Source organism: Margalitia sp. FSL K6-0131 (assembly GCF_038008735.1).
GTDB classification, from domain to species: Bacteria; Bacillota; Bacilli; order Bacillales; family Bacillaceae_C; genus Margalitia; species Margalitia shackletonii.
This window is the reverse complement of the sequence record NZ_JBBOZS010000002.1, coordinates 1-19,602: the sequence shown is the minus strand read 5'-3', so window position 1 is coordinate 19,602 and position 19,602 is coordinate 1. Positions and strand designations below refer to the sequence as shown.

Sequence of the window (19,602 nt, the reverse complement as noted above, 5' to 3'; positions counted from 1 at the left end):
AATAATTGAGTGTGACCTAGGATAAACTAGGTTACACTTTTTTTAGATATTTTCCTATTTTGAATTTGCGGGGTTACATTGATGAAAATTAAGGAATTTTATTTTGTAAATGAACTAACTACCATAACAGGGTTAAATAAAGATACTATTCATCATTTAGATATCCCTTTTAAAATATCGAAAGACCATCCTAAAACTAATCGTCCTGTAAAAGTTTTTTATTATAAGGACTTTGAAAACCTATTAAATAACAGCAAAGTATTTGATTTTAATATTCCTGAATACAATAAGTACCAGGATAAAAAAAGGCCAGTTAGTAGACAATTTCTAGATTCAAATGAAGCTTCAGAATTTCTTGCTTTAAATGGATTAAAATTAAGGCCCCGTACTATCCATTCTCGAATAAAGCAAAAAGAACTTCCAGCCTATCAAATTGGCCGGAAGTACATGATACCGATTATTTTTTTAATTAAATTACTAGGACTATCTATTGACGATGATTTAGAGAAAAAAATTTCTATAGTAACTAATGAGCCGTATAAATTCCAATTATAAATAAATGAACCATGGTACCAATTGTAAAATGTGGTGCCATTCTTATTTCATTAGATATTTTTTTACAAAATACTTTACTAATAAGTGACCAAATTAATCCTGAAATCATTGCATAAGCGAAGACCAATATAGCTCCTACAAAGCCTAATACTATGCCTATTAAGGCCATTAATTTAATATCTCCACCACCAACGCTATTTCTTTTTGAGATTGCAATGACAAATAAACTAAGTGCTGGCAGCAATCCTAAAAGTAAATAATAGATTAGGCCCAATGGATGATCAATCAGCCTGATTAATGCTGTAATTATTAGAGACGGGTACATTATTTTATTTAGAATTAAACCATTCTTAATATCTGTATAACTAGAAATGGCTAGCACAACTATTAAGAGTAAAATGAGAACATAGTTCATATTTCAGATTCCCTCTTTGACCTATTTTAAATTACTTTGTTTTATTTTTTTCTTCATAATATTTTTCTATAGAAATCCAAAACGGCTGCACTTTGTCACCTTTTTTAATTCCTTGTTTTATGATCTTTTCTTGAGAACTTTTTATATTATGCAAAACAACTAGATTCCAAGGACCGTTTAAAATCCAAGCCTGCGGCATTTTAAATAGTTTTTTTTGATCATCTAATCTTTGGTAACTTTCAATCGTACCTTCTTTTACATTAAATACATTCATAAAAAGAAACGCAGAGCTACAAAAGAAAAATAAAGTTTGCAGGAGTAAGATTACTAAAATGACTCTTTTAGTTTTTCTATAGTTATTTCCTCTATAAATCATCGTTTTGACCTCCTAGCCTATATAATTTTGAATGAAATCCATTAGAAAATTATAACCGGTCCATTTTATTTCAATTATTATTAAAAATATCGCTATCACCATTAAAAAAATCCATATAAAGATTCGTTTATTCATTTTAATAAGTGAATAAAGAGCACCTAGAAAGCAAATTAACGCAATTACTACTAAGATAACGAAAATAAAGTTGAATATATCGTATTCTGTGAAGTCGAGCACCTATTTTCCCTCCATTGCAAATGCATTTTTATATCTCCGATTGATATGTCTTTTAGTAAGAAATGAGCTTGATATTGGTTCCCAGGGAGAGCCATTTTCAAACATTCTTCATATCTTTGTCTTCCGTTCTCTTTTAATAAAAGGTCTGCAGGATCCTCTTCTAATGGCAGCAATACCACTTCATGCTCGATATTATGGTCAGATAACAGCTTACTTGCATGAAATGCTCCTAATTGGCCTTGTCCATTCCTATCAGGATCGAAAATTAACCTCACTTTTTTAGGACTCTTTCTTTGAATATATCGGATATGATGTAAACCAAATTTAGTACATCCTCCAATCGCAATTCCTATTGGAAAGCCATTGGACCATGCTACCAACTGATTAATAGGAGCTTCATAAATATCTAAATATTCCTGGTGTTCTTTAACATAATCATGGCCATAAATTATTTTCTCCCCGTGCATATATAAATGTTTTCTATATGCTTGATTAGAGGTATCTCTAGTATAGAAATCAATTGGCTTTCCATATTTATAGATTGGAAGTACCGCCCTATTAAACATCATATCTAAGCCTTTAGAAGTAATTAATCTATACTTTTTTAGTATTTCATCTGTAAAACCTTTTGTGATAAGATGATCTCTTAATAAAGTTCCTCCAGGTGCGAAGCCCGCATTTACCTTTTGAAGTACATCCATAGATACGCCTCTATTTTGTAAATATGTACTTGTATGCAGCTGCGATTGATAAAACTCTATTACATCTTTATATAGTAAAAATCTCTTTTCATCTTCTTCAGAATATCCAGTTATCGATGAAACATTTAAACTAAAAAGATTTGATAAATATTCAACTGATTCAGTTAAAGAATATCCTAAATATCCTTGTACAAAATTAATTGCTTTCCCTTGAAATTTATCGCCTAAAGCCTCACATCGATAACATTTAAAGTAATTCTTTTGAGCATGTATTCTACTATTATCCCAATCGCCATTACATTTAGGACAAAGAAATGAAATGGATTTACCACTTCCCCTAATAGCAATACCCAGCTTTTTTACTAGCTCGATTATTAAGACTTGCTCATTAATCTCTTCAATAACTTCTCTAGGATAAAAAGGCATCCTATTCACCTCTACTCTTTATATGCTAACTCCTGGTATCAATCAGGAATAAAGGTTACATTAACGTCCATATTTTAAATTAAATTCATATTGGACAAAGGCTTCAGTAAGAATCATCTTTTTGTCGTTTTCGGATAGAGCTTCATATTCTTCCATTGTATCTATGAGCCTTACTTCCATCCATTTCCCATTAACTTCTTCTTCAGTTAAGTAATCAAATGGGACAGGTATTCCTTCCGCAATTAGATTATCTTTTGATATTTGATAAACTGTCTTTGAAACTAAACTCTGAATAGGCACTCCATTTTTCATCGTTTCCTTAGCCTGTTCAAAATTCAAACTTACTCACTCCTTTTTAAGATTCAAGCATTTCTCTGCCACTTTCAAAACGTTTCCCATCTTTAAACCCAAGGAAAAATGCTACATCATCGCCAGCTCTTTTAGGTGTCTGAATATTTTTAGTTGTTAGCGATAATGAATTATAATATTGGACCACTAATGCATCTTGAACGATTGCAAGCTCCAAAGATTCGCATTTTGTTTGATCTTGAAATTTTCTATCTAATCCAGATAAATAACCTTCTATATAATCGTTTTTAAACTGGTGCTTTCTTTTCCATTTCCGTTTAATTTCAGGGCGTAATAGAAAAGTTTTTGAATGGTAATGAATAGATGCTCTTGCAAAGTTATAAATCATCGATGCAATTACAACATCATCCTCCAATCCTACAAATCTAATTTCAGCCTGGTATTGATCTATAGTATTCCTATAGTAACTACACCTAAAATTTTTAGCGATAACTTGCGCCAGTTTTCGATGCCACCATACAAGCCGATTGCGATATATTTTTTCGTTAACAACTACTTTATTGGCTTCTCTTTCATTCATTCCAAGTTCAGATTCTTGAATGCTATGCTTCATCATTAATTTTCTTGCTTTCAGCATTGCTGTGTGGGATTCTTCATCATTAGCATCTTTGGCCAAAGCAAGCAGCTTTTGAATGGTAGATTTAATTGATTCTGTCAAAGGCCCCCCTCCTCCTTATTTTGATTTTAAAACTAATGACTGAAGGACTATTCTTTGTTTTTAAAAGCTGATTCTTTTTCATTCTTACACCTCCTTACGATAATATAATTATAGCAAATAAATATTTAATTTTCAATCGTTTTTAGAATATTTTAAACTGAAAACAACAACAAAAGAAGTGAGATATTTATGATCTCACTCCAATTTACAAATAGTTGCTATACGATTCAAAGGAATCTATAATTGACTGAATTACTTTTTCGCTATTCCCATTCTTTTCTACTTGTCTTATAAAATCTATATACAATAATGAGATAAGTTGTTCTACACTTAGATTTATCTCGTTATTTACATTGTATAGGTCATTTAATAAAATTTCGCCTCGATAAATTTCAGATAATTTCATTCTTATTGTAATGATGGCCACTTTTTCTTTTTTTTCATTTGTTTCCTCTACTTCATTTTGTTCCTGCAGCATAAAAAGATTTTGTGAAACTGCAGTAAGCTTTTTTACTTTCCTATAGGCTTGTACACCTTCCAGATTTAAAAAATTTATTTTAGAAAGCAATACAAGTCCAAGTTCGTTTAAATCCATTCCATCCCCCTGTATCTTCTTCCCTTTTCTTACCTGGTATAAAAATTGAACATATAAAAGATCGATTAATTCATTTATTTGTATTGCCGGAAAGTCTTTTGCAATGACTTTGATATCACTTAATAACACGTTTCCTCTTAAATAATCATAATGAGGAACTTCTATATCTAAATAGCCATATTTAGGTTCCAAAAAGTAATCTAGGAGGCTTTTTTTCCCTTCATTAAGTTTTCTCTTAATAATATTTAGCTTGCTGTAAGATTTCACTGTATAACCCCCTTTTTTCAATATATAGCAGAGCTGAAACCGTTAAATAATACGCTACTTTACTATCTGTTAATCCTTTTCGAATAGTTAATCCATTTTCTCCCCCAATTGTTTGTCTATAAACTTCTTCTAATATCTTGGTTGTCATGTAAAGCTTGGACCCTTTATATGGCATTGTCCAATTGATTATTGATTCATTAGATAAAGCATAGGAAAGAAGTAATGTATTATAAACTGTCTGTGTCATTTGTACGTGAGGATAAATTCGTTTGAATCTAATTAAAGACTGTCTAAACTTCATTTGGATATTTTCATTAACAGGAAATTTTATAGGATGTTTTTTGTCATTTCGTGTCTTACGAGGTTTAGTTTTTTCAGAAATTTTTTTCGGAATTTTCATTTCAAAAATTGGATTTAAATTTTCCATTAGTCCCCTCTCCCCCACTTCGATTAAAAAATATCGTAAATACCTTAGAGATAAAATTCCTCTTTTCCACTTTTCTATAAATATATGAGGTAGTGGGGGAGTGTATAACTATTAATATGTTTAAAAATAAATCTTATTGGCCAAGATGGAAATATAAATAATTTGTCGGGGTGAAGGGGAATGAAAAAGAATAATATATCGAAAAATGCAGCTGTAAATTTCACAAAGTTAGCTAAGAAAGTATCGAAGAACACTGGTTCCAAACTGGTTAAAGTAAAAATAAAATAAGCTCCGGCATAGGAGCTTATTTTATTTGTTTCTAATATTCAACTGGTTCGACAGCTTGAATATTCCATATTAATGTCCGAATTGTAACCGGTTCTTTTTCATTTAAACCTATTCCATATTCGAGAAGAGTCGCTTCTGTATTAGGATTGTTAGTTTCAAAACTTAAAGTATATTCCTTGGTTTGTCCTGCAGAAATGAAAGTACTTTTATCATTGTTAATTATCTTTGAAGTCCCATCGCTAAAATAGACTTTAAACTGGCCAGATTGCAGTTCATCAAAAGTATCATTTTCTTCAACATAAGACATAGAATACTTTTTCCCGTTTCCTGTATTCCCAATATATAAGCTATTTAGCGAAACCCTTAACTTGGTATCTGGTGAATCAACAAAATTTTGATAGAGTGATTTTTCTGGAATGCCAATAATATCATTAAAACGTTTTTTTAAATCTGTTTTCATCTTTGTATCAGGAAGCTTATTTATAGCATCCTTAATCCATTTATATTGTTTTCTCAGCTTATCAAATGAGGAAGGATTATAATACTCCGAATTAAAATCATCAATTATAAGGGATATATCAACTTCATTTTGGTACTTTAATACATAAGCATATGCTGGATCATAATATTTTTTATTAAATGTTGCTCTTAGTGATGGATCCAGCTGATTAAAATATTTTACTTCCTTTGATAAGATGGATTTTAATTCATTCAGATACTTTGATGAATAAGATAAATCACTACTATCAAAATATTGAACAAAGTCATTCTTACCTTGATTGATTCGTCCCCCAGCCAATTTAGCTGCATTAAATTTATTTGCATTTTCAATAATTATACTAACCTTCTTCACTCTATTGGTTAATTTAGTTTTTACAGTTCCTCTTTTTAATCCTTTAACCAGTTTATTAGTTTTTGTAAATGCGCTTTTGGTATTGGCCAAAGTCTTAGAATTAATAGATGAAAAATTCTTCGAAGCAGCTTGTATATTACTATTCAATTTTTTACTCTGAATTTCTAAAGACTTAACAGCAGTTTCTGCGTTCTTTTCAGGACTTGGTTTTTGTGTAACTACTTTATTAGTAGCTGCGAATGACTCATTAGATAAAACGGGTAAAATTGTAAGTGATGCTGTTAAAACAGCTATAATGATATACTTTGTTTTTTTCATTTTTTCCTCCAGTGAATAATTTACTTTTTTAATTGATTTTTCGAATTTGTAAATTAGAATTATAGTTTTACAGGTTTTTTCAATAGAATAGTTTGTTATTATTATAAAGATTATTTATTTTTGAATATAAAGCCCAAAAACATTCTTAGAGCTAATCCCAAAAGCGACAAAGAGAAAAGTGCTAATACATAGGAATTAAAATGTTCCAAACTAATATCATGAAAAAATGGAACCGGAACATTATTGCTTTTAAAAACAAACAAAATGCCAACCAGTAGATAGGATAAAAATAAATATCGAAACGACATAAGCACGGTATTTATAATTCCACTAGAAAAGGATACCAACGGATTACCATAGCTTTTTAAACTTTTCTTCTTTATTAGAACAAAATCTTGAAACGCTTTATGTTGCAGTTCATTTCCATTTTCTTTAATAATTCCTTCCTTTTCTAATATCTCTTTTGCCTTTTTCCATGCAAGTTTTTCATTGATGTATGTTGTTATTTTAAAACCTGCATCCAAAAAAGACATTTTGGTATTTCCAGCATTTTGATAAACGTAATAATGCCCCAACTCATGCGCAAGTGTGATAGCTTGTTCAATATCCGAATCATCAGTAAAAGTGGGAATGATGATTGTATGATGGATTTTTACTTTATGAGTATTTAAAACTGTTATTCTTTGATAAGCCCAAGTCTTTTTTACTGAATACTCAAAAGACCTTTTTATACTAATTCCTTCTTTATAAATAAGTTGAATTACTTTTTCTTTTGATACCTTTCCATATTGTTTATAAGATTCTTTTTCAAAAGGATAATAATTAAAAGGTTTATTCATATATGTAAGTTCACATCCTTCGTTTCTTTCAATTCATGCCTTGATAACGAAAAACTCATTCCTTTCCCTGTTTCGCCAATTATTAATGTGTTTTTATTTTCTTGAGAATAATAGGCTGGCTCTAAAATATTTACTGCTTTGAATTGTTCGTTTTGGCCCATCCCAATAAATACACCTTTATAAATTTCACTAGAAACTTCTACCGTATTTAGAACATCTAAAAAGCGTTGTTTTTCAATTGTTCTCATAAATTTATTCCTCCATTTATTTTAAATTTGGTTGTTACGTTTAATGATTCATTCGTGACCTCCAGTTTGTATTTCAATAACTTCTGCTTCACAATCTTCATCTGTCATAGTATTCAATATTTTTTCGTCATACCCTATTGCTTTTAATAAATCTCTATCTTTTAACATTTAATAATCCTCCTCCTCGTAATTCGGCATTAATATCAGTTGATTAAAGTAAAAATACTTTGCCAGTCAAAATCGCTTAAATAATGGTCTTCGCCGTTATTGTCTTCAATGAATTGACCGTAATTATCCTGACGAATAACATAATTACGTCCTTCTTCTACGAATAATCCTTCAACTTCATGATTTTCTTCCACACAAAGTAAAATTGCTTGATTAACTGTTTTTGACATTTTATTTTCCTCCTAATTAATTCGTATAAAGATTCTTATCTACATTTTTTCCTTAGTACCAATCATAAAACCTATTAACCCAGTCGTAACAAAAGCAACAAATAAAACAACAAATAATGAAATATCCATAATTTCTTTAGTCAATATAACCCCCCCCTAACATTCGGTTTTGTCACTTAATGGTTCTATTGTCGTTTCTACCTCTACCTCTAATATCTTCATAAAAACTTTATAATAAATATCGGAGAATCTTCCCCGTAGGAAGGGGGGCTTCGAAATTTGGATACTATTGAACTTATCAAAGAATTTCCAGATATAGTTGTTATCAACATGTATAGGAGTATTCTTAGATATGCAGCATCTAATGATAATAGTATTAACCAAGAAACTATAACTCTATTAATGTTGCTTTTGTCTGAAGTAAATAGTCGTGAATTGATCTAGCAATAACACACATGTAATAGCACATTAGATTGGTATAAAGGGGAAGGTTCTTCCCTTTAAAATCAGGTATTTAATACTGAGAAGACGTCTAAAATGTAATTTCAACGAACTCCCTTACAATATTTGCATATAATGGATTATGCTTGATTTTGCACTCAAGCACCTTCAATTGGGAAGTGTCTTAGGGCACTTCTCTTTTATTTCATAAATTTCTGCACATACTGGTTCTTACTTTCAGCTGCAGGATTATTATAATTAAAGATTGCCTTCTGAAATAATGATCTATATCCCCTTCCTCTTCCTAAAGTGCCAGTATAAAAATCATGTTCTTCAAGTTTCTCTTTAAATTTTGTTTCCTTGAACTCTCCATTTTCCATTTATATACCTCCCTCTTTCGCTTTCAAGGTTTTACATTTAAATATCTGGGCTAATCAAACTTAAATACGTTTAGGTATAATTATACCGTTTTTATTGCAAAAATGCTAAAAAATTTACAAAATTTAGAGATAAAAATAACCATGAGTTAACAAATCCACCTATATTTTGCGTGATCTTTAAGATTGGTTTTGAAATATTAAGTTCCATGTAAAAAAAGGTATTTTTCCGAATCTATTAACATGTTATCTTAAAAGAAGGAATATTATGGGGGGAAGATGATACTTTATGCCAAATTGTGATTGGGGTAGACCATGTGATTGTAAGGATTGTAGAACAGACCATTTTAGTGTAATATGCCCACATTGTGGATTCAAAAATGCTTTAAAAGTTATTGGTAATGCTGAACTTAAGACGGATAAAAAAGGCAGATCAGGTTATGAATTTACCTATCCATCTGGAACAAAGGATTTAATCTGCTATAGTTGTTCAAAGGGTATTCCAGATGTTCGTTACTATGATGATTATAATGAATACATATGTAAAAATAATATTAAACTTCATCAAAATAAGTTAAATGGACTTGTTTGCAGTTCTTGTGGTGTAACAGATGGGGAACTGAAGGGAATTAAATTTGTAAAACTAATTAAATTCGATAATAAACTTTATTGTCAAGAATGCATTATTGATGAAGGAATAAAAAAATTCCCTGATCCTTCAAATGAAAATGAAAAGTATATCTTTAATGGAGGAAAGTTAAAATGGGAATTACATAAAGTAAGAGTTACCTGTCCTTCTTGCCATAAAAAAAGATGGTTAAATGCTGAAAACAGATGGAAAACAAAATGTAAAAAATGCTACCTAACTTCTTAAGTATTTTAGATATAAAAAGCCTGGTAATCTGGGCTTTATTTTTTTTCGCTATTACGCAAATTACAATATAAAACTGACAAAGAGTTTGTCACTTTAGGTGTTATTTTGCATTAATTTGAGGGGATATATTGCGCTATAAAGGGTAGAGTCAGGAAAAATCTGGTTGTAAAAATCACATTATCCTTATACTACCCCAATTAGATTGATTATTTTAATTTGCTAAAATCTAAAATATAAATAATAGAATACTTCCTTGTTGGATAAGAATATATAACTTGTGCCTTTTTATTAAAGTTGATTTTGCTTTTTGGAAAATAAAAAGTCGTATTAGAAGTATAAGCAGGATAATCTGGCCAATAATCAGAGTTATAACTTAACGATTCATATAAATTAAATAAGCGTTTAAAATCACTGATACTCGCAATATTACATTATTTCTTGAATGATCAAACTTTTTTATAAAGCTACAACAGTACAACTTTCTTTCAAATCTACAATATTACGTTAAATTTATGTGTAATATTATAAAAAAGCGCGTTCAATATAGAAAGCGAATGCTTTTCCACTATTATTAAAAGTGCTATATGTTTTCAATTTTACATCATCTCTTATTGTTACTTCTGCATTTCGCAACAGGAAATCTACACCTGATAATACTTTAAAATTACCTTGTACATATTTTGTAAGATCATAGATATCCTTCAAACCAAAACTTGCTAAGGTAATTCTCTCTTTTAATTCTTTTATATAATCAGAATCATGAACATTCATATTGCCTGAAAAGTAGTCTCTATTAGATTTTTGCCATAACCCATTGTCTTTTAGCTCTACATCATTTTCTAATACATTTAGTGGTATATCTAATAGCAAAACTGCCTGTTCACTTGTAAGTTTATTTCTATACGTTCTAATTGTTACTATTAGGTCTGATATTGTCTGCAAACTAAAATCACCATTTTCAAATGCTTCTTTTATTATAAAAAAATCCCTCACCATTGATAAATCGCTCATTCTTGTTAACCTCCATTACTATTTCATTAACTTGCAACAAGAAAACGCTTTAAGATAATCATATCTAAATGTTAAAATCTCCGCAACTTTCCCTAAAATCTATAAAATTATGATTTTTTTACAGTTAAAATTTACTCCATTTTATTTATCCTTCTAAAGCGAAATAAACCTTAATTAGGAAAATTCTTAAACATTAACTAGTATCATAACTTAAAAGTTTTGACACGCTTTTCCGAGACTGATAGAATCAAGGTATTAGCTTTGTTCATAACTTAGTTCCATAAATCGGATTAAAAATAAGAAAAAAAAGGGTGTTTTTGGTGAAATATGGATACGCTAGGGTGTCCACGATTGGACAAGATTTAGAAGCCCAAATTCAAATGTTAAAAAAAGAAGGTTGTGAAAAAATCTTTTCCGAAAAATACACAGGTACTAAAAAAGATAGACCTGAATTTTCAAAACTTCTTTCAATTGTAAAAAAGGACGACACAATTGTAGTTACAAAGTTGGATCGTTTTGCACGTTCAGCTATGGATGCCATTAAAGTAATTAGAGATTTATTCCAACAAGAAGTAAAAGTACATATCTTGAATATTGGTTTAGTTGAAAATACACCTACAGGAAGATTGATTTTTACTATTATGAGTGCTTTTGCAGAATTTGAAAGAGATATGATTGTTGAACGCACTCAGGAAGGAAAGGCTATAGCAAAACAAAAGGATGATTTTAGAGAAGGTAGACCGAAAAAGTTCGGAAAGAAACAAATAGAAACTGCTCTGAAATTAAAAAAGGATCATTCATATAAACAAGTTGAAGAAATGACAGGTATTTCAAAAAGCACTCTGTATAGGGCTGCTACAAAAAAGAAAATTGATATGTAGGGCTGTCCAATTGGCAGTCTTTTTTGTTGTGTTCAAAATTACAAAAAAATAAAATGATAGATTAAAAGAATGAAATTATGGATACTAATTGCTATAATCTGTTGATATGGGAAATATTAATATGTATTGCTAGAAATTAATTTATATTTGTAATTAAGTATTATAATATGTAGAAATGCTGTGTAAAATATTTAAAAGTGAAAAAAGGTAAGACAAGCTAGAACGTTTTTCCCCTGTTCTATGTATTTACATATCCCTATAATATAATTAAAGATATAGGAAGATACCAAAAACGAGGAACTAACAGTCTATTAAACACTAAAGAACATTCGTTCTGTAACATTAGAAAAAAGGATGCAATATATCTAGTTGTTTTGCATAATCTATAACTAGAATTACATATGTACTAAATGCATATAATAATACAGTAATGATTCATTCTACAGATTCGGCTTCTAAATTAAATTATGGTAGTTACTGATTAGGGCGTTCCAGGTGCCAAAAACCCTGTTTTCATAGATAAATAGAGTCGCATTGGCTCGGAAAGGAAAAGGTGACGCTATTTTGAATGTAAAACAACTGAATAGTAAGTGTAAAAGACCTCCTACAAATTTAATAGTCATGGACACCTTCACTTCGGAGGGGGTGATAACATGTTAAAAAGGTTAATTATGTGGATTGTTCAAACGTTCTTTGGTGGTGCTTTAGTGGAATTTTACTTTTCATTACAAAGCGAGGATTTCAACAGTATGACAGTACCTGAGATTACTCATTTTTTAATGGGGTGTCAATCGCTAAAAGTTGCTGTAATATGTGGAACGTTGTCTCTCTTAATGCTTGTAAGTCCTTGGATAAAGAAAAAATTCCAGACTACGCAATCTGGAATTAAGATGAAATTTTTTAATTTCATAGACGAATTGGTTGAACACCTAAAATCCAATCATTAATTATCAGTGCAGTGATAATTAACAATTACAACACTCCTGTTGCAGCAGGGGTGTTTTTCATATTTATTCTATGCTTTTTGATTCAAAAAAATGATTCAAAAAATGATTCATTTTTATCTTCTAAATGTCTAAATACTTGCCGTAGACAAGTTAAGAATAGCAAACTTCCGAAGTGGAGACAATACAAAACGCTTAAAAAATACAATTTTGGTTACACACTTTTTGGGGAATAATACTTAATATCATTTTAAATCAAAAAAAGGAGATTTATTCACCTTACAAATGAACTTTCAAAATTTATCTTTTATTAGCACTAAGTTAATGCCCCTGCATATGATAAATTCCTTAATCAGCGTTATCTACCAGTTACACCTACGATTTTAGTTCAATCTATTTCCCATGTCATGCTTGAGAATCGTCCTGTGGCGAAATTAACTTTGATTTTCATGATAAATGGTATATAAATGTGATTATTATATTTTAATCTATTCCCTTAAGCTTCTTTATTTGGTCTAATCCATGTTGTATTTTTAAAATATTTCTTTTAAAAGTTTTATCCATCCGAATACGGAGATCCATAAAGGAATTGATAATAAAAATGCATTAATGAACCCTATAGAAAAATTATTTTCCCTTACATTAATGGTGGTATTATCTCTTTTCAAATTATATTCCCTCCTTAAACTTTTTACATACATTTATACCGTTTTGGTTGCAAATATGGGTATAAAAAAGATATCCTCTGCCTATTTGAATATCTTTTTTGATGTTTTAGTTTATACTTGTACCTTAACATTTCAGATATTTTAACAACTATATAATTTAATTAATTTTTTTACTAACTCAAGATTTGGCTTTATTCTATCGTTTTCATAGTCACTTAACTTTTTTACTGTAATATTCAACTTCTCAGCAACTTCTTTTTGAGTAAAATTCTTCGAAAATCTCAGTATTCTTAATTTCGTTCCGATTGATTCTTGCAATTTTGGTTTCCTCTCAATTTAAATCTTACTGGACTAGATAATAAATTTAGCTTCGATTCATTTAAACTAGATCCAATTCTTTTATGATTTTTCCTACAACTTGACGTACCCTTTTATTAAAACCCATTTCTCCATACTCAGTATTCTGAACAATTTGCTCGTTTAAATCCCTTGTTATATCTAAAGTAATGTTATAACTGTAATTTACAGGAGATATGTGTAATCGCTGCTTTTCATTATCAATAACAGCGTATACTTCTTCAAAATCCGTAATAAGAAATTCAAATAACTTTGCTTTCATATAATTTCACTCTCCTTCAAATAATCGTTCATGATAAACATATTGAATTTCCCCTTATGTCTCTTTTCTTGAAAATGCGTGTTGGTTTTCCGGAAAATCTACTACTTCTATATACTCATTTCCTTTTAAAATCTCATTTACTTTAGAGAATGATAATAATTGGTTTTCCTCTTTATTTCTTTTTCTTAATAGTCTTTTAACCTCTTGAGGAGTAATGTTGAAAGACTCGGAAATTGTTTCTGGCGATTCGAATTTATCAAAATATTTATTATTTATATATACTTTAATCATTGATCTTTTTAAAGGAAGATCAAATTTATCAAGTTTATTCTTGAAGTAATTAAGTCCATCTTCACCTTTTAAATTAAGTTCTTGCTGTTCTTTTAGCCATTTTAATTTTAAGTTGAATTTTTCAGTAGCCTTTAAATGATAAAATTTCTCAGCAGTCAGATCTTCCTCAAGGCAATCTAAATTTACATTTTCATCTAAAATAGATTTTACAATATTGTTAATATCCATTGGAATCTCTCCATATTTTTATGAAATGCCTGTTTTATTTTACATTTAATCTTCGGAATGCGACATTAATCTTCGTGATGTTCGTATGCTTCCTGCACCATTTCAAAATTTTCAGTTGGTAGTACATTTTTAGCTACCTGACACCAGTAGCCTAAGTCTTGAACAGCATCCACAAGTTCGTTTATTGCCTGCTCTGTAGAAATAAACACTCCATCTAAAAACCAACTACCTTGTTCATCTCGCTCTAATACCTGGGTATCTTTTTTGTGTAAACATACTTTATACTTCTTCATTTCGCTCTTCTCCTTTATTTCGTTTAATGTGTCTTAACCGAAACACTTTTTCATTTATTTATACATCAATTGTTTTCTTTTTTTCATGAACCAAATATCGTCAATGACAAAATTTAATCTAATCAACCATGAAATATTTTTTCTATACTCTTGCCATATTGTTATAGGATCTATTTCACAAGTTGCAGGATGTTCTGGAATGCGAAATATATTATCTAATTGCATTAATCTAGCAATCTCATATATATTTTTGTTTACAAAATCCCCACAAAACCAATAAGCATCTTTTTCGCACCAATGTAATTTATCCTTTTCATCTATCGAAGGGACAAAATAATCTTTTTGAACGGTGTGCCATCTATCCTTAAGTACATATGATTGAATAAAGTGTCTAATTTCATGTGAAAGTAAATACGTAAATAGAATGTAAAATTCATCGTTTTCATTATAAAATCTATTTTCAACAATGAAAATTTGATTTTCAGGATAATAAAAAACACCGTGGCTTTCTGTTTCATTATTTAAAAAATGTTCTAGTTTTTTCTTAATTGACCTTCTAAGTTTCAGTTTTAGATAATCATCTTCTTTTGATAATACATTTATCACCAAATTTGTTTTGTTCAAGTTATTTTGGAAAAGTTTCAAAATCCCATAAATTTGTTCATCAGATATATATTTGCTAAAGTTATTTAATTTCATGGTTTAAATCACCTATTTACAATAAACCCTTTATTAAACATTAAATTTATTTAAAGCTTTTTTCATTTCATTTAACAGCTTATTTTCTTTATCCTTATTACCCAATATACTATGTGGAAAAAAACTCTCTAAATCTTTTTCATCATAAGCACACCAGGAAAAAGTAATAACAGGAATAGCAAAAATATATTGCGCTGGTTCAACTTCATCATCTTTAGTTACATATAAAATTGCTTCTGTATCTTTGTTAAATACACTTTCACTTATATCAATCGCAATTGTTTCCATTTAGAATCTCCTCTCAAACAACAGATGAAAATAGTTATTTTAGATACTCATTCACTTGACCTTTAATAACTTCAGGATCTTCTATTTTTTTGTATTCTAAAATTACTTTTTTCAATTCATGCTGCAGCTTACTCTTTTCAGATGCATTGGATCCAAAAGAATTAATAAACTGCTTTATAACATCACGAAAAATCTTTGTCCGGCCATTTTTAAGACCGTATTCCTCAACTAATTGGTCCATTTTATTAAACACTTCAATATCCGTCATTAAGAAAAAATCTTCGGTTTCTTGTCCTCTTATGGATGGAAATTCATTTGATGGTACATAATTATTCATAATAAAATTGGCTACTTCATACGTCCTAACTTTTTCGCCAATTAATTTGTTTAATGTTTGCTTGGTACCTTTAGGAACTTTAAAGGCTTGAGCCTTTTGTTCACTTGGAGAAATAGGATTCTTTGTATACTTAGAAATCAATTGCGATATTATATCTCTTATTATCGATGACTTAGTAATTACAACCCCTTTATTTAGGGCCTCACCAACTAAAAGATCAATTTTTTGAATCGATTCTTCGCTTAACCAAATAGGTTCAACTTCGACATTTGTAACATTCTCCTGTAAACATTCTAAGATATCAGGTAACCTATATTCGTTTAATAAGTAATGTTGTAGAAGATAGCTGCTTCTATATTGAGGGACTAACGCTCTATACTGTTCTAAACTTCCAGGAATAAAACTAAAAGATACTCTTTTCATTCAAAACACCTTTTTCATATTAGATAATAGAATTATAGCGAATAAATATAATACCTTTTTAAAAAAATTCCCGAATACTTAGACGGCATTCAGGATGTAAATAAATATATAAACAATCAATCCAAAAAAAGAAATTCGTTCAATTTGGATGACTTGATTATATCATACCTCCTATTATCTAACAATACGCCCTTTAATATCTTCTTTTAAAAGTAGGAGAAAGCTAAACCTTCTCCTATAATCAATGTAAACCAATCTCTTGTTTTTCATCATTTGGGATTACCCATATGTCTTCAGAAGCCATTAACCAATCTCCTTTTTCATTTGCCAACAATGTTCTTAACATGGTTTCCCCGATTGCCTGGGCTGCTGCAGGAGGTACCATATTCCCGATTCTCTCTCTCCATCTCGCATCACTATTACCAGATAAATTCAACGGTTCTCCATTTGGCAAATAAATCGATAATCCTTGTAATACAGCCATTTCTAAAGTAGTCAATGGTCTATGCCATGTCCCATCTTCAGAGACAATAATAAAAACGTCTCTTTCTAAATCGTTAGGGATTCTAGGATCCGCAATCGCTGTAGATCCTGCGTGAATATCACTAGCTCCAATAATCGTTTTACTCGGTTGGTCCCAAGCTTGAACGCCCATAGTACCGGAACGAGGTTTACAACTTAACCGTGGGTCTGAAATACTTTGCGCCCCAGCCTGTATATCTTGTATACCTGTAATGGTGTTTGCGGCTCTGTCCCATTTTAATATTTGCCACTTATTTAAGTATCTTCCTTTTTGATAATTTAACCGTGGATCCGATATACAAGGGGCACCATTATTAGGTCCCAAGGCACCTGTTACGGTTTTACATGGAGCCTCCCATTTTTGGATTCTGTAAATAGCTTGGTGAGTTCCATCCTTAAATTTGGTTCTTGGATCAGAAATACAAGTGATACTATTACTTCTAGAAACTCCTGGTGCTCCTGTAATCGTTCCACACGATTTATTCCAATCACCGATATGAGAAGTTCCAGATTGAGGAAGACTAGTAATTCGATATTTTTCCCACTCTATTTTTTCTAAGTCCCTCCAATCACCACCGGCCTTAATTAAGGCTAATCTAACCCATGTTTTAAATTGCAAATTTGACAGCTGATGAATCTTTCCAAACGCTTTATCACCTGGTAATGGTAATGGCCCAATTACTTCACCAATGGATTTCATTTTATATCTTGGAGGTTGGTATACAAAAGAACTTAATTTCTGCTGATTACGGGCAATAAGTAAAAATCGTTTTCTATGTTGAGCAAGTCCACCAATTTCACCACAATCATGATAATTGTCTTTTTCCTCATTAATTGCATATCCATAAAACCTTAATTGCTGTTTAATTTCTTCCAGTAAATACTTTCCCCTAGTTGTAATTCTAGGTACATTTTCTAATAAGATTAATGAAGGTAAATTATCTTTAAATGCTTCAAGTACTAATTTAATACTTCTGACAGTCAAACGATTAAGAGCTTGATATTTGCTACTTTTTGCTGACTTTTCCGGAAGCAGACCTGAAAAACCCTTACAAGGTGGGCTAGTAAAAACCACATCCGGAATTTCTTTTACTATTTTCCTTAATTTTAGAGGGGTAATTTCCTCAAAATCTTCAGGTGGTTCTTGGCCATGAAATAACGAGTATTGTTCTCTATCAAAAAGGTCAATTCTTTCAGCTCTTGATCCTGTTAATCTTCTAAAATCCTCGCAAGCTTCTTCATCAACATCTATGCCGCAAATTGTTTCAAATTTTCCTTTTATACCTCTGTATTCTTCAAAAGCATTTTGGAATCCTATTGCCCCTCCACCTATACCACAAAATAAATGTAAAACTTTATAAGAAATTTCCATATGTATGACCTCACAATCAATAATTTTATAGCAAATAAATACTACTTTTTGTTACCTAGAACCAAGTTCTTAGAACTTAAAATGGATCCTGTTTTTACGGGGATTATTAAACTATCACCTGCTTGAATGTAAGCAGCATCTACATTATTCTTTTTTTCCACCCACTGAATAAATTCTTGTTTAGACATTTTTGATTCATTTTGATACGTAACAGCATATGACCAGACACTATCCCCTTCTTTCACTTTGATAGAAAGGTAATTTTGACTTTCATCTGTACTGAGATTTAATATAAGAAAAATACTTAAAAGTACTGTCATGATTAGAAGCATTAAAACATAATTATTATTTTTTATTAAATTCCTTACTTGCTTTTTAAAATGAGGTCCAATTTGTCCATTTTTCATAAATAATGTTCCTTTCTTTCCTTGGGTTGATTGTTTAATTAGGCATTTCGAATTTGCCCTTTTTATCTCTAATTTTCAAATTCATATAATTAAAGCGAATAACTATCTTTTTTAACCGAAAAACTACTTAAATTTTATTCCTTTAAATTCTATTACCTTTAAATTGCTTTTTTCCTTCTTTTTTATCATCAAGGAATCATCATACCACTTTTTAATAGTCAGTTTATAACTCATTGTAATCTCCCCTATTTGATATTAAGTAAACAAAAATTATCTTCCAGGTATACTAGATTTTTGAATCGTTATAATCCCTTTAACCTCCTATCTTATTTAAAAGTTTACCAACCAACTGGTTATAATATTATTATAGCGAATATATATTAGAAACGCAAGCGCATTATTAATATAATTATAGTAAATAAATATTATTATTCTCTGAATTATATGTTATAATATAGGTAATACAATAGAATAGCTTGACGAGGGTGGACGGTTCATCCCCAGTGTTTTTGAAAGGGGGTGATCCATGTGACAATTTTTCAAAGTCTTGTCTTGATGATAAGCTTTGCAAGTTTAGTAGTAACTATATTGTCATTCAATAAAAAGAAATAGCCACCCTTGACCAAGCTTAGCAGCAGTAGGGTGGCAACTCTCTGTATGCGAACCGCCACTCTTTAATGGCGATTCTATTGTAAAGGTTATAGGGTGTTCCAGCACCCTATAGCCTTATTTTTATTTTATTAACCTTTGTTATTCATTATACACAAATTTTACTAGAAATAAAAAGTATTTAATATAACGGCCATTCGATAATTTCTTTGTACTACGAAAAAACTTTAATCCCTGTATGCTCTTCTAAAGGGACAGATTTTTTCCCTTTCATAAATATGGTGTGACCTATTTTCTTTTCGTACCTCGAGGAAGCAGATCATCTTCGTCATCACAATGATGAAAAAC

Annotated in this window: 27 protein-coding genes; 5 read left to right on the top strand and 22 right to left on the bottom strand. The window is 30.2% G+C overall.

What is annotated here, in order from left to right; translation table 11 throughout:
- Positions 1 to 81: 81 nt before the first annotated feature.
- A complete protein-coding gene (locus NSQ59_RS27255; RefSeq protein WP_340833264.1) occupies positions 82 to 555 on the top strand; it encodes a helix-turn-helix domain-containing protein in 474 nt (157 codons plus the stop codon).
- Here the strand turns inward: NSQ59_RS27255 and NSQ59_RS27250 are convergent.
- The 12 genes from NSQ59_RS27250 to NSQ59_RS27195 all read right to left on the bottom strand — a co-directional run bounded on the left by NSQ59_RS27250 (position 527) and on the right by NSQ59_RS27195 (position 8,791).
- Positions 527 to 970 carry an A24 family peptidase gene (locus NSQ59_RS27250; protein WP_340833263.1) on the bottom strand — a complete coding sequence of 148 codons (444 nt, stop codon included), beginning with the start codon at positions 968 to 970 and terminating at the stop codon, positions 527 to 529. The genes NSQ59_RS27255 and NSQ59_RS27250 overlap by 29 nt on opposite strands.
- A gap of 31 nt (positions 971 to 1,001) precedes the next feature.
- A complete protein-coding gene (locus NSQ59_RS27245; protein ID WP_340833262.1) occupies positions 1,002 to 1,346 on the bottom strand; it encodes a hypothetical protein in 345 nt (114 codons plus the stop codon).
- 185 nt (positions 1,347 to 1,531) lie between these two features.
- Entirely contained in the window at positions 1,532 to 2,710 is a 1,179-nt protein-coding gene (locus NSQ59_RS27240; RefSeq protein WP_340833261.1) for a CHC2 zinc finger domain-containing protein, read from the bottom strand.
- 60 nt (positions 2,711 to 2,770) lie between these two features.
- Positions 2,771 to 3,049 (bottom strand): hypothetical protein, encoded by a 279-nt coding sequence (locus NSQ59_RS27235; protein ID WP_340833260.1) that lies wholly within the window; start codon positions 3,047 to 3,049, stop codon positions 2,771 to 2,773.
- A gap of 16 nt (positions 3,050 to 3,065) precedes the next feature.
- Entirely contained in the window at positions 3,066 to 3,737 is a 672-nt protein-coding gene (locus NSQ59_RS27230) for a DUF2786 domain-containing protein (RefSeq protein ID WP_340833259.1), read from the bottom strand.
- A 205-nt stretch (positions 3,738 to 3,942) separates the two neighbouring features.
- The gene (locus tag NSQ59_RS27225; RefSeq protein ID WP_340833257.1) at positions 3,943 to 4,599 is read right to left on the bottom strand and encodes a hypothetical protein; all 657 of its coding nucleotides are present in this window, start codon (positions 4,597 to 4,599) and stop codon (positions 3,943 to 3,945) included.
- Positions 4,568 to 5,026, bottom strand: a complete 459-nt coding sequence (locus NSQ59_RS27220; protein ID WP_340833256.1) for a hypothetical protein — start codon at positions 5,024 to 5,026, stop codon at positions 4,568 to 4,570. Before NSQ59_RS27220 ends, NSQ59_RS27225 begins: the two co-directional genes overlap by 32 nt.
- A 319-nt stretch (positions 5,027 to 5,345) precedes the next feature.
- Positions 5,346 to 6,485, bottom strand: coding sequence for a hypothetical protein (locus NSQ59_RS27215; RefSeq protein ID WP_340833255.1), 1,140 nt, complete (start codon positions 6,483 to 6,485; stop codon positions 5,346 to 5,348).
- 110 nt (positions 6,486 to 6,595) lie between these two features.
- Positions 6,596 to 7,324, bottom strand: coding sequence for a hypothetical protein (locus tag NSQ59_RS27210; RefSeq protein WP_340833253.1), 729 nt, complete (start codon positions 7,322 to 7,324; stop codon positions 6,596 to 6,598).
- On the bottom strand, positions 7,321 to 7,572 hold the full coding sequence (locus NSQ59_RS27205) for a hypothetical protein (protein WP_340833251.1): 252 nt from the start codon (positions 7,570 to 7,572) through the stop codon (positions 7,321 to 7,323). The genes NSQ59_RS27210 and NSQ59_RS27205 overlap by 4 nt, the downstream gene beginning before the upstream one ends.
- A gap of 203 nt (positions 7,573 to 7,775) precedes the next feature.
- A complete protein-coding gene (locus NSQ59_RS27200; protein WP_340833250.1) occupies positions 7,776 to 7,970 on the bottom strand; it encodes a hypothetical protein in 195 nt (64 codons plus the stop codon).
- Positions 7,971 to 8,611: 641 nt separating this feature from the next.
- Positions 8,612 to 8,791 (bottom strand): hypothetical protein, encoded by a 180-nt coding sequence (locus NSQ59_RS27195; RefSeq protein WP_340833249.1) that lies wholly within the window; start codon positions 8,789 to 8,791, stop codon positions 8,612 to 8,614.
- Between the two features lie 286 nt (positions 8,792 to 9,077).
- On the opposite strand from NSQ59_RS27195, the gene NSQ59_RS27190 reads away from it, so the two are divergent.
- Positions 9,078 to 9,662, top strand: a complete 585-nt coding sequence (locus tag NSQ59_RS27190; RefSeq protein WP_340833248.1) for a hypothetical protein — start codon at positions 9,078 to 9,080, stop codon at positions 9,660 to 9,662.
- A gap of 522 nt (positions 9,663 to 10,184) precedes the next feature.
- On the opposite strand, the gene NSQ59_RS27185 is transcribed toward NSQ59_RS27190, so the two are convergent.
- Positions 10,185 to 10,673 carry a hypothetical protein gene (locus NSQ59_RS27185; RefSeq protein WP_340833247.1) on the bottom strand — a complete coding sequence of 163 codons (489 nt, stop codon included), beginning with the start codon at positions 10,671 to 10,673 and terminating at the stop codon, positions 10,185 to 10,187.
- Positions 10,674 to 10,993: 320 nt separating this feature from the next.
- Between NSQ59_RS27185 and NSQ59_RS27180 the strand changes: the two genes are divergently transcribed.
- The gene (locus tag NSQ59_RS27180) at positions 10,994 to 11,554 is read left to right on the top strand and encodes a recombinase family protein (RefSeq protein ID WP_340833246.1); all 561 of its coding nucleotides are present in this window, start codon (positions 10,994 to 10,996) and stop codon (positions 11,552 to 11,554) included.
- Between the two features lie 653 nt (positions 11,555 to 12,207).
- A complete protein-coding gene (locus NSQ59_RS27175; RefSeq protein WP_340833245.1) occupies positions 12,208 to 12,501 on the top strand; it encodes a hypothetical protein in 294 nt (97 codons plus the stop codon).
- A gap of 806 nt (positions 12,502 to 13,307) precedes the next feature.
- On the opposite strand, the gene NSQ59_RS28055 is transcribed toward NSQ59_RS27175, so the two are convergent.
- The 9 genes from NSQ59_RS28055 to yneA all read right to left on the bottom strand — a co-directional run bounded on the left by NSQ59_RS28055 (position 13,308) and on the right by yneA (position 18,645).
- A complete protein-coding gene (locus NSQ59_RS28055; RefSeq protein ID WP_445669251.1) occupies positions 13,308 to 13,484 on the bottom strand; it encodes a helix-turn-helix transcriptional regulator in 177 nt (58 codons plus the stop codon).
- A 61-nt stretch (positions 13,485 to 13,545) separates the two neighbouring features.
- Positions 13,546 to 13,785: a hypothetical protein gene (locus NSQ59_RS27170; protein WP_340833243.1), complete on the bottom strand. Its 240-nt coding sequence runs from the start codon at positions 13,783 to 13,785 to the stop codon at positions 13,546 to 13,548.
- Between the two features lie 54 nt (positions 13,786 to 13,839).
- Positions 13,840 to 14,304 carry a hypothetical protein gene (locus tag NSQ59_RS27165; RefSeq protein ID WP_340833242.1) on the bottom strand — a complete coding sequence of 155 codons (465 nt, stop codon included), beginning with the start codon at positions 14,302 to 14,304 and terminating at the stop codon, positions 13,840 to 13,842.
- A 65-nt stretch (positions 14,305 to 14,369) separates the two neighbouring features.
- A complete protein-coding gene (locus NSQ59_RS27160) occupies positions 14,370 to 14,597 on the bottom strand; it encodes a hypothetical protein (RefSeq protein ID WP_340833241.1) in 228 nt (75 codons plus the stop codon).
- Between the two features lie 54 nt (positions 14,598 to 14,651).
- A complete protein-coding gene (locus NSQ59_RS27155) occupies positions 14,652 to 15,296 on the bottom strand; it encodes a hypothetical protein (protein ID WP_340833240.1) in 645 nt (214 codons plus the stop codon).
- 33 nt (positions 15,297 to 15,329) lie between these two features.
- Positions 15,330 to 15,584 carry a hypothetical protein gene (locus NSQ59_RS27150; RefSeq protein WP_340833239.1) on the bottom strand — a complete coding sequence of 85 codons (255 nt, stop codon included), beginning with the start codon at positions 15,582 to 15,584 and terminating at the stop codon, positions 15,330 to 15,332.
- A 34-nt stretch (positions 15,585 to 15,618) separates the two neighbouring features.
- On the bottom strand, positions 15,619 to 16,344 hold the full coding sequence (locus tag NSQ59_RS27145) for a hypothetical protein (protein ID WP_340833238.1): 726 nt from the start codon (positions 16,342 to 16,344) through the stop codon (positions 15,619 to 15,621).
- A 241-nt stretch (positions 16,345 to 16,585) separates the two neighbouring features.
- Positions 16,586 to 18,238: a DNA cytosine methyltransferase gene (locus tag NSQ59_RS27140; RefSeq protein WP_340833236.1), complete on the bottom strand. Its 1,653-nt coding sequence runs from the start codon at positions 18,236 to 18,238 to the stop codon at positions 16,586 to 16,588.
- Positions 18,239 to 18,279: 41 nt separating this feature from the next.
- Positions 18,280 to 18,645: a cell division suppressor protein YneA gene (gene yneA / locus NSQ59_RS27135; protein ID WP_340833235.1), complete on the bottom strand. Its 366-nt coding sequence runs from the start codon at positions 18,643 to 18,645 to the stop codon at positions 18,280 to 18,282.
- 519 nt (positions 18,646 to 19,164) lie between these two features.
- Between yneA and NSQ59_RS28050 the strand changes: the two genes are divergently transcribed.
- Complete coding sequence (locus tag NSQ59_RS28050) at positions 19,165 to 19,257, top strand: putative holin-like toxin (RefSeq protein ID WP_445669250.1); 93 nt, start codon at positions 19,165 to 19,167, stop codon at positions 19,255 to 19,257.
- The last annotated feature ends 345 nt before the right edge of the window (positions 19,258 to 19,602 follow it).